14 protein-coding genes are annotated in these 12,526 nt (G+C 63.7%); 5 read left to right on the top strand and 9 right to left on the bottom strand.

The genetic code is table 11. The features are described from left to right. Positions 1-20 precede the first annotated feature (20 nt). The 4 genes from NP503_RS26320 to NP503_RS26305 all read left to right on the top strand — a co-directional run bounded on the left by NP503_RS26320 (position 21) and on the right by NP503_RS26305 (position 3,640). Positions 21-1,028 carry an ABC transporter permease subunit gene (locus NP503_RS26320; RefSeq protein ID WP_127267321.1) on the top strand — a complete coding sequence of 336 codons (1,008 nt, stop codon included), beginning with the start codon at positions 21-23 and terminating at the stop codon, positions 1,026-1,028. Between the two features lie 70 nt (positions 1,029-1,098). Then, entirely contained in the window at positions 1,099-1,953 is an 855-nt protein-coding gene (locus tag NP503_RS26315) for an ABC transporter permease subunit (RefSeq protein ID WP_224618710.1), read from the top strand. A 2-nt stretch (positions 1,954-1,955) separates the two neighbouring features. Beyond that, the gene (locus tag NP503_RS26310; RefSeq protein ID WP_127267322.1) at positions 1,956-2,813 is read left to right on the top strand and encodes an ABC transporter ATP-binding protein; all 858 of its coding nucleotides are present in this window, start codon (positions 1,956-1,958) and stop codon (positions 2,811-2,813) included. Next, positions 2,810-3,640, top strand: coding sequence for a dipeptide ABC transporter ATP-binding protein (locus tag NP503_RS26305; protein ID WP_023811483.1), 831 nt, complete (start codon positions 2,810-2,812; stop codon positions 3,638-3,640). The genes NP503_RS26310 and NP503_RS26305 overlap by 4 nt, the downstream gene beginning before the upstream one ends. Before the next feature lie 181 nt (positions 3,641-3,821). Here the strand turns inward: NP503_RS26305 and NP503_RS26300 are convergent, their stop codons facing one another. The 4 genes from NP503_RS26300 to NP503_RS26285 form a co-directional block, all read right to left on the bottom strand. Then, a complete protein-coding gene (locus tag NP503_RS26300; protein ID WP_127268314.1) occupies positions 3,822-5,096 on the bottom strand; it encodes a cysteine desulfurase-like protein in 1,275 nt (424 codons plus the stop codon). A 50-nt stretch (positions 5,097-5,146) separates the two neighbouring features. Next, entirely contained in the window at positions 5,147-5,821 is a 675-nt protein-coding gene (locus NP503_RS26295; protein ID WP_013527987.1) for an amino acid ABC transporter permease, read from the bottom strand. A 154-nt stretch (positions 5,822-5,975) separates the two neighbouring features. After that, positions 5,976-6,773 (bottom strand): ABC transporter substrate-binding protein, encoded by a 798-nt coding sequence (locus NP503_RS26290; RefSeq protein WP_127268313.1) that lies wholly within the window; start codon positions 6,771-6,773, stop codon positions 5,976-5,978. A gap of 71 nt (positions 6,774-6,844) precedes the next feature. Then, the gene (locus NP503_RS26285; protein WP_256755016.1) at positions 6,845-6,973 is read right to left on the bottom strand and encodes a hypothetical protein; all 129 of its coding nucleotides are present in this window, start codon (positions 6,971-6,973) and stop codon (positions 6,845-6,847) included. Between the two features lie 308 nt (positions 6,974-7,281). On the opposite strand from NP503_RS26285, the gene NP503_RS26280 reads away from it, so the two are divergent. Further along, positions 7,282-8,373, top strand: coding sequence for an LLM class flavin-dependent oxidoreductase (locus tag NP503_RS26280; protein ID WP_127268312.1), 1,092 nt, complete (start codon positions 7,282-7,284; stop codon positions 8,371-8,373). A 188-nt stretch (positions 8,374-8,561) separates the two neighbouring features. Here the strand turns inward: NP503_RS26280 and NP503_RS26275 are convergent, their stop codons facing one another. From NP503_RS26275 to NP503_RS26255, 5 genes are all read right to left on the bottom strand, one after another. Beyond that, positions 8,562-8,957: a RidA family protein gene (locus tag NP503_RS26275; protein ID WP_127268311.1), complete on the bottom strand. Its 396-nt coding sequence runs from the start codon at positions 8,955-8,957 to the stop codon at positions 8,562-8,564. A gap of 64 nt (positions 8,958-9,021) precedes the next feature. Further along, positions 9,022-10,170: an acyl-CoA dehydrogenase family protein gene (locus NP503_RS26270; protein ID WP_127268315.1), complete on the bottom strand. Its 1,149-nt coding sequence runs from the start codon at positions 10,168-10,170 to the stop codon at positions 9,022-9,024. 229 nt (positions 10,171-10,399) lie between these two features. Then, positions 10,400-11,212: an enoyl-CoA hydratase family protein gene (locus NP503_RS26265; protein WP_127268310.1), complete on the bottom strand. Its 813-nt coding sequence runs from the start codon at positions 11,210-11,212 to the stop codon at positions 10,400-10,402. After that, positions 11,209-11,679, bottom strand: a complete 471-nt coding sequence (locus tag NP503_RS26260) for a MarR family winged helix-turn-helix transcriptional regulator (RefSeq protein ID WP_127271381.1) — start codon at positions 11,677-11,679, stop codon at positions 11,209-11,211. The genes NP503_RS26265 and NP503_RS26260 overlap by 4 nt, the downstream gene beginning before the upstream one ends. Beyond that, positions 11,673-12,431 (bottom strand): SDR family NAD(P)-dependent oxidoreductase, encoded by a 759-nt coding sequence (locus NP503_RS26255; protein ID WP_127271383.1) that lies wholly within the window; start codon positions 12,429-12,431, stop codon positions 11,673-11,675. The genes NP503_RS26260 and NP503_RS26255 overlap by 7 nt, the downstream gene beginning before the upstream one ends. Positions 12,432-12,526 lie beyond the last annotated feature (95 nt).

Below are 12,526 nucleotides of genomic sequence, written 5' to 3'. Positions count from 1 at the left end.
GGCGCCCCCACTCGCCCGCCATGCTGCGTTATATCCTCGGCAAGCTCGCCCTCATCATCCCGACCTTCATCGGGATAACCATCCTCGCCTTTGGCTTCGTGCGCATCCTGCCCGGTGATCCGGTGCTGGTGCTTGCGGGCGAACGCGGCCTGTCGCCCGAACGCCACACGGCGCTCATGCACCAGTTCGGTTTCGACCTGCCGATCTGGCAACAATATCTGACCTATCTGACCAACATCCTCGGCGGTGATTTCGGCACCTCGTTTTCCACCAAGACGCCGGTGCTGAAGGATTTCCTGGTGCGCTTCCCGGCAACGGTCGAACTCGCCATCTTCGCCATGATCTTTGCCGTCATCCTGGGTGTCGCCGCCGGCATCTTCGCCGCGATCCGTCGCGGCTCCTGGTTCGATCAGCTGACGATGGGCACGGCGCTGGCGGGCTATTCCATGCCGATCTTCTGGTGGGGCCTGCTGCTGATCATCGTCTTCTCCGGCACGCTGCACTGGACGCCGGTTTCCGGCCGCATCGACCTTCTCTATTTCTTCAAGCCGGTGACCGGTTTCATGACCATCGATTCCCTGATCTCGGGCCAGAAGGGCGCCTTCCGTTCGGCGCTGTCGCACCTGATCTTGCCGACCATCGTGCTCGGCACCATCCCGCTCGCAGTCATCGCCAGGCAGACGCGGTCGGCGATGCTCGAAGTGCTGGGTGAGGACTATGTCCGCACCGCGCGTGCCAAGGGCCTGGCGCCGCGCCGCGTCATCGGCCTGCATGCCTTCCGCAACGCGCTGATCCCGGTCGTCACCACCATCGGCCTGCAGGTCGGCACGCTTTTGACCGGCGCCATCCTGACCGAGAGCATCTTCTCCTGGCCCGGCATCGGCAAATGGATGATCGACGCCATTTCCAAGCGCGACTATTTCACCGTGCAGGGCGGGTTGCTTTTGATCGCGCTGATCGTCATGTCGGTGAACCTCATCGTCGACGTGCTCTACGCCGTCATCAACCCACGCATCCGGGCCAACTGACATGAGCAACGAAGGCCCAGCCACCATCGAAGCCGCGACCGTCGTCAAGCCGCAGGACGCCAGGCTGCAGATGTTCGGCGAGTTCTGGCATTACTTCTCCGTCAACAAGGGCGCGGTGATCGGGCTCTTCGTCTTTGCGCTGCTGATCCTGATCGCCATCTTCGCGCCGCTGCTGGCGCCCCATTCGCCGGACGATCAGTTCCGCGACTTCTTCCTGACGCCGCCGGCCTGGCAGGAAGGCGGCAACGCGCAGTTCCTGCTCGGCACCGACGCTGTCGGCCGCGATATGCTGTCGCGGCTGATCTACGGCTCGCGGTTCTCGCTCGCCATCGGCTTCGTCGTCGTCACGTCAGCGCTGATCTCAGGCGTCATTCTCGGCCTGCTCGCCGGCTACTGCCGCGGCTGGGTCGACACGCTGATCATGCGCATCATGGACATCATCCTGGCCTTCCCGTCGCTGCTGCTGGCCCTGGTGCTTGTCGCGGTTCTCGGCCCTGGCCTCGTCAACGCCATGATCGCCATCGCCTTTGTGCTGCAGCCGCATTTCGCCCGGCTCACCCGCGCCGCCGTGATGGCCGAGAAGACCCGCGAATATGTCGTCTCGGCCAAGGTCGCCGGGGCCAGCCATCTCAGGCTGATGCTGGTCACCATCCTGCCCAACTGCATCGCGCCGCTGATCGTGCAGGCGACGCTGTCCTTCTCCAACGCCATCCTCGAGGCGGCGGCCCTTGGCTTCCTCGGCATGGGCGCGCAGCCGCCGACGCCGGAATGGGGAACCATGCTGGCCGAAGCGCGCGAGTTCATCCTGCGCGCCTGGTGGGTGGTGACCTTCCCGGGCCTCGCCATCCTGATCACCGTCTTCGCCATCAACCTGATCGGCGACGGCCTGCGCGACGCGCTCGACCCCAAGCTGAAGAGGTCGTGAGCATGCCTCTGCTCGAGATCAAGAACCTCACCGTTTCCTTCGACACCGCGGCCGGACCGTTCATGGCCGTGCAAGGCATCGACCTCTCGATCGAGCCGCGCGAAGTGCTGGCGATTGTAGGCGAGTCCGGTTCCGGCAAGTCCGTGGCGATGCTCGCGGTGATGGGCCTGTTGCCCAACACGGCAACCGTCAAGGCAGACCGCATGGCCTTCGACGGCGTCGATCTCCTGAAGCTCAGCCCGTCCGAACGCCGCAAGATCGTCGGCAAGGACATCTCGATGATCTTCCAGGAGCCGATCGCCAGCCTCAATCCGTGCTTCACCGTCGGCTTCCAGATCGAGGAGGTGCTGCGCTTCCATATGGGTATGGATCGCGCTCAGCGGCGGGCCCGCGCCATCGAATTGATGAAGCTGGTCGGCATCGCCGATCCGGAAGAACGGCTGAGCTCGTTTCCGCACCAGATGTCGGGCGGCCAATGCCAGCGCGTCATGATCGCCATCGCTATCGCCTGCAATCCGAAACTGCTGATCGCCGACGAGCCGACGACGGCGCTCGACGTCACCATCCAGAAGCAGATCCTCGATCTGCTGGTTTCGCTGCAGGCCAAATACGGCATGGGCCTGATCATGATCACCCACAATATGGGCGTGGTGGCCGAGACCGCCGATCGCGTCATCGTCCAGTACAAGGGCCGCAAGATGGAAGAGGCCGACGTGCTGTCGTTGTTCGAATCGCCGAAAAGCAATTACACGCGGGCGCTGTTGTCGGCTTTGCCGGAGAACGCCGTCGGCGACCGGCTGCCGACCGTTTCCGACATGCTGTTCGAGCCGGCCCCCTCTGCCGCGGGAGCCGCCTCATGAGCACCACGGTCCTCGAAGGCAAGAACATCGTCCGCGACTACCATATCGGTGGTGGCCTGTTCACCGGGCCGCGCACCGTGCACGCGGTCAAGGGCGTGTCCTTCAAGGTAGACAAGGGCAAGACGCTGGCCATCGTCGGCGAAAGCGGCTGCGGCAAGTCGACGCTCGCCCGCATCATCACGCTGATCGATCCGGCGACGTCAGGCGACCTGTTCATCGACGGCAACAAGGTCGACATCGCCAAGGGCGGATTGACCAAAGAGATGCGCCGCAAGGTCCAGATCGTCTTCCAGAACCCCTATGGATCGCTCAATCCGCGCCAGAAGATCGGCGACGTGCTGGGCGAGCCTCTGCTGATCAACACCGACAAGCCGGCGGCCGAGCGGCGCGACCTTGCGATGAAGATGCTGAAGAAGGTCGGCCTCGGTCACGAGCACTACAACCGCTACCCGCACATGTTCTCGGGCGGCCAGCGCCAGCGCATTGCCATTGCCCGCGCGCTGATGCTCAACCCAAGCCTGCTGGTGCTGGACGAGCCGGTCTCGGCGCTCGATCTTTCCGTGCAGGCACAGGTGCTCAACCTGCTCGCCGACCTGCAGGACGAGTTCCAGCTGACCTATGTCTTCATCAGCCACGATCTGTCCGTGGTGCGCTACATCGCCGACGATGTGATGGTGATGTATTTCGGCGAGGCGGTCGAATACGGCTCGCGCGACGAGGTCTTCGCCGACCCCAAGCACAGCTACACCAGGACGCTGTTCGCCGCGACCCCGCGTGCCGACGTAGCCTCGATCAAGGCAAGACTGGCGAAGAAGAAGGCGGCTTAACGTCTCTTCGTCATCCTAGGGCGAAGCGTCGCGCAGACCCTAGGATCCATGCCGTTACCTCAGCCGAAGGGTGCAGCGGAGCAGAATTCTGCACCGTGGCACGGCATGGATCCTCGGGTCTGCACTGCGTCGCTACGCTCCTTGTTCCGCCCGTGGATGACGACGCTGGAGAGGCCGCCGCTCAGGACAATTTGGCGATGATGGCGCGCAGTGCCTCGCCGAAACGGTGAATCTCCTCGACCGTGTTGTAGTGGACAAGCGAGGCGCGGATTGCGCCGCTGTCCATTGAGAGGTTGAGACGCTTCATCAGTCGCGGCGCGTACATGTGGCCGTCGCGGATGCCGATCTGCATCTCGGCCATTTCCTCGACGACCCGCTGCGGCGACAGTGTGCCGATGTTGAAGCAGAAGGTCGGCACACGCTCATTGATGCGGGCCTCGTCGGCAACGCCGTAGATGGTCGCGCCGCAACCTTTCAGCACGGCCAGCATCTCACGCGCCAGCACCAGCTCATAGTCGCGGATGGCGCCCATGCCGGCGACGATGTTGTCGCGCCGCGAGCGGTTGTTGGACGGCGCCAGATTGCGGCCGATCAGTTCCAGATACTGCACGGCGGCATCCATCCCCGAGACGTTCTCGTAGATGAAGGTGCCGGCCTCGACCTTGTACGGCGGCTCGTTGGGGATGAAATCCTCGCGGAAGGTCGGCAGCCGCTTCAGCGTTTCGAAGCGGCCCCACAGGAAGCCCATATGCGGCGAGAAATTCTTGTAGCCGGAGCAGACGAGATAGTCGCAATCCCAGGCCTGCACGTCGATCAGCCCGTGCGGTCCGTAATGCACGCAGTCGAGGAACACTTCGGCGCCGGCCGCATGTGCGATCTCGGCCACCGCGGCGACATCGACGATCGAGCCGATCGAATGCGCGGTGACCGTGCAGGCGACGAGGCGGGTGCGGTCGGAAACCAGCGGGCGCAGATCGTCGACATGCAGATTGCCGTCCTCGCGTATGCGCCACCATTTGAACTTTGCACCGGCGGACTCCAGAGCCAGCCAGGTCGCGATGTTGGCATCATGGTCCATGTCGGTGATGACGATCTCGTCGCGCTCCTGCAGCATCTGGCCGATGCCGAGGCTGACCAGGCGGATGAACGAGGTGGCGTTCATGCCGAAGCAGATTTCCGCCGGGCTATAGGCGTTGATGAGCAGCGCGACGCTTGTCCGCGCATCGGCGACCGACTGGTCGACAGTGACGCTGCGGCCATAACGGCCGCCACGCTGCACATTGTGCGAAACCAGATGGTTGGTCACCGCGTCGAGCACGCTCTGCGGAATTTGCGCGCCGGCGGCATTGTCCAAAAAGATGAAGTCGCCGGCCCGTTGCAGGGCTGGAAACATGGCGCGGATGGCGTCGACGGGGAACGCGGTGGCATTCGCATTGTCGGTTTGATGCTTGTTCACGGGGTAGGCTCCTGCGGAGGACTTGGGCGGGGTGGGATCGGTTGACGAGGTCAGCGCTTCTTTTCGGTCTTGAAGCGCTCTTCAAGCAGGCTGACGAGGCGGACCATCGGCCAGAGAAAGATGAGATAGACAAGGGCTGCGCCGATCAGCGGCGAGGGGTTGGCGTAAAGCGACTGCGCGTTGGTCGCTTCCTTCAAGAGTTCCGGCAGCGCCACGGTCGAGGCGAGCGAGGTGTCCTTGAACATCGAAACGCAGTTGCTGGTCATCGGCGGGATGACGACGCGGATCGCTTGGGGCAGCACCACTTTGCGCAAAGTCAGGAGGAACGGCAGGCCAAGCGCCTGCGACGCCTCGAATTGGCCACGCGGAATGCTTTCGATGCCGGAGCGGAACACTTCTGCCGAGTAAGCCGACATGATGAAGGCGAAGGCCGTCACCGCCGAGGCCCAGGACGACAGGCGTATGCCGAGGAAGGGCAGCGCGTAGTAGATCAGGATCAGCACGACCAGCACCGGCAGGGCGCGGAAGATGTCGGTGTAGCCGACCGCGAGCCAGCGCAGCGGCTTCGGCGCATAGAGCCGCACCAGGCTGATCCCCAGGCCGATGGGGATCCCGATGCCGATGCTCAAAATGCCGAGCAGCAGCGTGTTCAGGAAGCCGCGCAGCAGCGCCGGCAGGCTGGACATGATGACATCGGGGTTGAAGAAGGTGTCGATCAGCGACATCGGAGCGTTCCCGAACCCCAGAGCGAAGAGTGCTCACGTTAAAATCAATTGGCCTCGTCGACGGCGAGGTGATCTGCGGCAGAAGCCGGCGCCAAAACGTGAAATGAATCGTGCCGGCCTGGAAAGCCGGCACGATGTCAGCGCAGCTTTCAGCTCAGGCCTTCGGCAGCGGCATTTCCTTCATGGTCGAAGAGTCGGCCGGCGCGTCGCTGCCGAACCACTTCTTGTGGATCGCGGCCAGGGTGCCGTCCTTCTTCATCGCGCTCAGCGCATCGTTCAGCTTGCCCAGCAGCGGGTGGTCCTTGGTCATCATCAGGCCGTATTGCTCACCGGTCTTGATGCGCTCCTTGACGACCAGGTCCTTCATCTTGGTGAAGGAATACTCCATGCCCGGAATGTCGCTGACGGCCGCATCGACGCGGCCGGCGCTGAGGTCGAGCAGCAGATTCTGCTGCGTGTCGTAGCCCTTCACGTCGCTGAAGCCATCGGCTTCCTGATGCGCCTTGACCCAGGTTTCGCCGGTCGAGCCGGACAGCACGCCGATGATCTTGCCCTTGAGGTCGGCCTCGGCCTTGATCGCGCTGTCGGTCTTGGTGGCGATGCCCATGTCGGAATCGTAATAGGGCTGGGTGAACGACTGTGACTTCAGCCGCTCCGCCGTGATGGTGATCGACGAGATGGCGACATCGATGCGCTTCGAGGTGGTGGCGGCAAACAGCGCCTGGAAGCCGAGGTCGGCGATGTCGGTGGTCATGCCGATGCGCTTGGCGGCTTCGTTGACGATGTCGACTTCAAAGCCTTCGAAAGTGCCGCTCTCGTTCTTGTACTCGAAGGGTGGATTGGTCGGGTAGGCGCCGACATTGAGCACATCGGCGGCATAAGCGGTGGCGGGGCCGGCGGCGATGCCGATGGCGGCGGCGAGAAGAAGCAATTTGCGACGTGTGAAGCTCATTTGTGTTCCCTCTGTTGTTGATCGGGCGGGTTGCTCCCGCACGGTTTTTTGCCGCCCCGCACCGCAGGGCGTCAATTCATGGCAGCGACCAATGCGGTCATGGTTGGCGACATTTTTTGTTGCAGATCGCGGATCTGCGCGCGCACTTCATCGAAGGCATGGCGCGCATTGGATGATGACTGGGACAGTATGAACGACAAGAACTGAGACTCCCACCCGGAGCACCCACGATGGACTGGCCGGCACGATGGACTGGTCTGCACGATGGACTGGCCGGCAAGCCCGTCCGGCAAAGGCAATCGCCATCGACTGTGGAATGCTTATCCAAAGTGCGGCGCTTTTCAAGGCGAAAGTTTTAAGCTTAAAAAGCTGCGGTGTCGGTTGCGTGGCGGACACCATGCGGCCCGCTGGAACCGATACCCGCGAGCGATGGCGACCCGAAGCTATTTCAGGCTTGAAATATCTCCGCGCGGGCCTAGCGTGTGCTCTCTCGCCGGGAGGTCGCGACATGAACAAACCACACCCTTTGCACGGCCCGAACAGACTGAAGCTTGGCGTCTTTTCGACCAATGCCGATGGCGGCCTTGCTATCACAGACGTTCCGGAACGCTGGACGGCGAGCTGGCAGGATAATGTGACGGCGGCTCAGATCGCCGACCGCGCCGGGCTGGAGTTCATGCTGCCGATCGCGCGCTGGCGCGGTTTTGGCGGCCGCAACAAGGTGCGGGAATGGTCGTTCGAGACCTTCACCTGGGCGGCGGCTCTTGCCATGGCCACCGAACAGATCGGGCTGTTCATGACCGTGCATGTGCCGCTGGTGCATCCGCTCTATGCCGCCAAGGCGCTGGCGACGGTCGACCATATCAGCCAGGGCCGCGCGGGCTTGAACATCGTCTGCGGCTGGAACCCGAAGGAATTCGGCATGTTTGGCACGCCTTTGGTCGAGAAGGGCTACGATCAGGCGGCCGAATGGATCGAAATCCTGGAAAAGCTTTATGCCTCGGCCGAGCCGCTCGACTATGAGGGCACCTATTACCGCCTCAAGGAAGCCGTCAGCCGGCCGGCCAGTCTGCAGGTTCCGCGCCCGGTGACCATGAACGCCGCCTTCGGTGGGCCGGGCCGCGATTTCGCCGCTGCCCGGTGCGACTATCTGTTCACGACCTTTTCCGAAATGGGCGATGCCGGCAAGCATGTCGCCGATATCCGCGAACGGGCCGACAAGGCAGGCCGCGACGTAGGCGTCTACACGGTTGCGCATGTCGTCTGCCGCCCGACGATGGAAGAGGCGCAGGCCTATTATAACAGCTATGCGGTCGATATGGCCGACCACGATGCGGTCGATGCTCACATGGCCGGCAAGAAGGAATTCTCGCAGTCGCACGACCCGCACGCCTATGACCGCTACCGGCAACGCTTCGCCGGCGGCGCCGGCACCTACCCGCTGATCGGAACGCCGGAAACGATCGCTGCCGACATGGCCGCCATTGCCGGGCATGGCTATCAGGGCATCGCGCTGTCCTTCGTCAACTACACCAGGGAGTTGCCCTATTTCTGCGATCACGTGCTGCCGATTTTGCGGAAGGCGGGACTGCGCGAATAGTAGCTTTGCTCCGGGAAGCGGCTGCCTGTTGGCGGTCAGGGATTTCATCATCAGTTTAGGTAGAGCATTCGGAATTTGCCGAAGCCTCCCCAACTTCGTCATCCTCGGGTCTGCGCCGCGTCGCTTCGCTCCTTGCTCCGCCCGTGGATGACGAAGCGAGGGGCGTTTACTCCGGACGAACGAACTCCCTATTCCGGGATGACGGCGATCGCCTGGATCTCCACCTTGGCGCGATCCTCGACCAGCGCCATCACCTGCATGGCGGCCATCGCCGGAAAATGCCGGCCGATCACCTCGCGATAGGCCTCGCCGATGCCCCTGAGGTTGGCGAGGTATTCGGCCTTGTCGGTGAAATACCAGGTCATCGAGGTGATGTGCTGCGGCCCGGCACCGGCTTCCGCCAGCACCGCGACGATGTTCTGAAGCGTTTGCCGCACCTGGCCGACAAAATCGTCGGTCTCGAACTGGCATTGCCCGTTCCAGCCGACCTGTCCGCCGACGAAGACGAACTGTCCGCGTGCCGCGACGCCATTGGCGTAGCCGACAGGTTTTGCCCAGCCTTCGGGCTGCAGAATCCTGTGCATTCAAAACCTCCCGGTATTCCAAAACCCAATTTTCAAAATCGAAAGCTCGTCAAAATCTCTGCCGTCAGGCAGCGCCCATCACTTGCCGCGCAATCACCACTTTCTGAACGTCGGAGGCACCCTCATAGATGCGCAGAGCGCGGATCTCGCGATACAGGCTTTCAATGATGTGGCCCCTGCGGACACCGTCGCCGCCATGCAGCTGCACAGCCTTGTCGATCACCTCTTGCGCCTTGTCGGTGGCAAACAGCTTGGCCATCGCCGCCTCGCGTGTGACCCGCGCGGCGCCCATGTCCTTGGTCCAGGCGGCGCGGTAGACCAGAAGCGCCGCCGCATCGACGTCCAGCGCCATATCGGCGATGTGGCCCTGCACCATCTGAAGTTCGGCCATCGGCGCGCCGAACAGTTTGCGCTCGGCCACGCGTTTGATGCTTTCATCCAGCGCGCGCCGGGCAAAGCCGAGTGCCGCCGCACCAACGGTCGAGCGGAACACGTCGAGCACCGACATGGCGATGCGGAAGCCGTCGCCGGGTCTGCCGATCAGCGCAGCGGCCGGCAGGCGGACCTGATCGAAAGACAGCCGTGCCAGCGGATGCGGCGCGATCACTTCCAGCCGTTCCGCGATGCCAAGGCCCCTGGCGTCGCCAGGCACGAGGAAGGCGGAAAGCCCCTTGGCGCCCGGCGCCTCGCCGGTGCGGGCAAAGACGACATAGAGGTCGGCGATGCCGCCATTGGAGATCCAGGTCTTTTCACCCGACAGAACGTAACTGTCGCCGTCGCGGGTCGCCGTCATTTCCGTGTTGGCGACATCCGACCCGGAGCGCGGTTCCGACAGGGCGAAGGCTGATATCGCCTTGCCGGCACGTGTCTTCGCAAGCCATTCCTGTTGCTCCGGCGTGCCGAACAGGCTGAGCGCGCCGGTACCCAGCCCTTGCATGGCGAAGGCGAAATCGGCCAACCCGTCATGGCGGGCAAGCGTCTCGCGCGTGATACACAAAGTGCGCACGTCGAGGGGCCCCGGATTGTCGGTGTCGAGAGCCGTCGGTTTCAGCCAGCCGTCCCGGCCCAACTGCGCCACCAGTTCGCGGCAAGCGGCATCGACATCATGGTGATCGACCGGCAGGTTTTTTGAGCACCATGCGTCGAGGCGCTCGGCCCACTCGCGATGGCTGTCTTCGAAGAAGGGCCAGTTGAGGAAGGAGCGGTCAGGCATGGGTGCCTCCGCAATTGAGGCGTTGCGCTCTACGGTGCCCCCCTCTGTCCTGCCGGACATCTCCCCCTCTAGGGGGGAGATTGGCAGCTTCGCCGCCACGGCTCATCCTGCCACGCTGGTGGTTGGCGAAAACCGACGCAACATCCAATCTCCCCCCTAGAGGGGGAGATGTCCGGCAGGACAGAGGGGGGCGCTGTCCCGCCGACGTCTCCACGGAATGCATCATCCCTCAATCCCCCTCGAACACCGGCTTTTCCTTGGCCACGAACGCCTTGTAGGCGCGCTCGAAGTCGCGGGTCTGCATGCAGATCGCTTGCGCCTGCGCTTCCGCCTCGATCGCCTGGTCGAGACCCATCGACCATTCCTGATTGAGCTGCGTCTTGGTGATGCCGTGCGCAAAGGTCGGGCCGGAAACGATGCGCGCCGCCATATCGAGCGCGTCGGCCTCCAGCGAGGCGGCATCGACCAGCCGGTTGTAGAAACCCCAGCGTTCGCCTTCCGCCGCCGTCATGGTGCGGCCTGTGTAGAGCAGTTCTGCGGCGCGGCCCTGGCCGACGATGCGCGGCAGGATCGCGCAGGCGCCCATGTCGCAGCCGGCGAGGCCGACGCGGGTGAACAGGAATGCGGTCTTGGCTTCCGGCGTGGCGATGCGGATATCGGAGCTCATCGCAATGATGGCGCCGGCGCCGACCGCGACACCGTCGACCGCAGCAATGATCGGCTTGCCGCAATTCAGCATCGCCTTGACGAAATCGCCGGTCATGCGGGTGAAGGCCAAGAGCTCCTTCATGTCCATCTTGACCAGCGGGCCGATAATGTCGTGGACATCGCCGCCGGAGCAGAAATTGCCGCCATTGGAGAGGAACACCACGGCGTCGACATCGTCGGCATAGACGAGGTCGCGGAACGTGTCGCGCAGCTCGGCATAGCTGTCGAAGGTCAGCGGGTTCTTGCGCTCCGGCCGGTCGAGCCGGACCTTGGCGATCCTGCCCTCGACCTCCCACAGGAAATGCTTCGGCTTGCGCCCGGCCATTGCGGTCATTCGCGTCCCTCCCAGTTGCTGCGAAACGAGGTCAGCATGCCGGTCAGCCGGCGCGCGTCGTCCTCGCTGACCTTGCCCAGCAATTCACCGATCCAGCCTTCATGCGCCGCGGCGATTGTGGCGAAGGCTTGCGTGCCTTCCTCGGTCAGCCGCACCATCGACGTGCGGCGGTCGCCATTGCGCCTCGCGCGGGCGACAAGTCCTTCCGAAACCAGCCGGTCGACGATGCCCGTGACATTGCCGTTGGAGACCAGCAGGAAGCGCGACAGGTCGCTCATCAGCATGCCTTCCGGCATCCTATAGAGTGCTGCCATCACGTCGAAGCGCGGCAGCGTCGTGTTGAACTCCTTCTTCAGCCGCTCGCGCAGCTCGGCCTCGATCGTGCGCGAGGCTCGCAGCAGCCTGATCCACAGCCGCAAGCGGTCCTTGCCGGGTCCCGACGGCGCGGGCAGGGGGCCGGCTACCATGTTTCGCCTCCTGAGATGGAAATCGCCTGTCCGGTTATCGATTGGGCGGCGTCGCCGCACAGCCACAGCACGGCGGCGGCGACCTCATCCGGCTGGATGAAGCGGCCTTGCGGGTTGTTCGAGGCGAGGCTTGACCGCGCTTGCTCGACCGAGCGGCCGGTCTTCTCGATGATGCGCTGGATGGACTCTTCCAGCATTTCGGTTTCCACAAAGCCTGGGCACACCGCGTTGACGGTGACGCCCGATTTCGCCGTTTCGGCGGCAAGCGCCCGCATCAGGCCAACGACGCCATGCTTGGCGGCGACGTAAGACGCGACGTAGGCGTAGCCTTTCAGGCCGGCGGTCGAGGCGATGAAAACAATTCGTCCTGTTTTCCGCACGGCCATGCCGGCCAGCGCCGGCTTCACCGTCAGGAAGGCGCCGGTCAGATTGACGTCGAGCGTTCGCTGCCAGTCGCTGAGCGCGGTTTTGTGCGCCGGGGCGCTGCCGGCCATGCCGGCATTGGCGACAACGATGTCGAAGGGTCCGCGCGCGGCTTGCGCCCTCTGGTAGAGCGCTGCCATTGCCGCCTCGTCGGTGACATCGGCGGCGATGCCGAAGATGCGGTCGTTCTCGCCGGCCACCTCAGTGAGCTCTGCTTCCCGGCGGCCGCAGATGGTGACATCGATGCCCGCACCCGCCAGCGCCAGCGCGATGGCCCGGCCGACGCCGGAGCCGCCGCCTGTGACCAGCGCATGCTTGCCGGGGATCATGCTTCAATCCTCAAAACATGGCGCCAAGTACCCCCACCCCTAACCCTCCCCACAAGGGGGAGGGAGAAGGCTACGACAGCACCTGTCCATTGCAA

It is taken from the genome of Mesorhizobium sp. SEMIA396, assembly GCF_024518615.1.
GTDB lineage: Bacteria > Pseudomonadota > Alphaproteobacteria > Rhizobiales > Rhizobiaceae > Mesorhizobium.
Note: the sequence above shows the minus strand (reverse complement) of the source record. Positions and strands in the feature narration are given on the sequence as shown.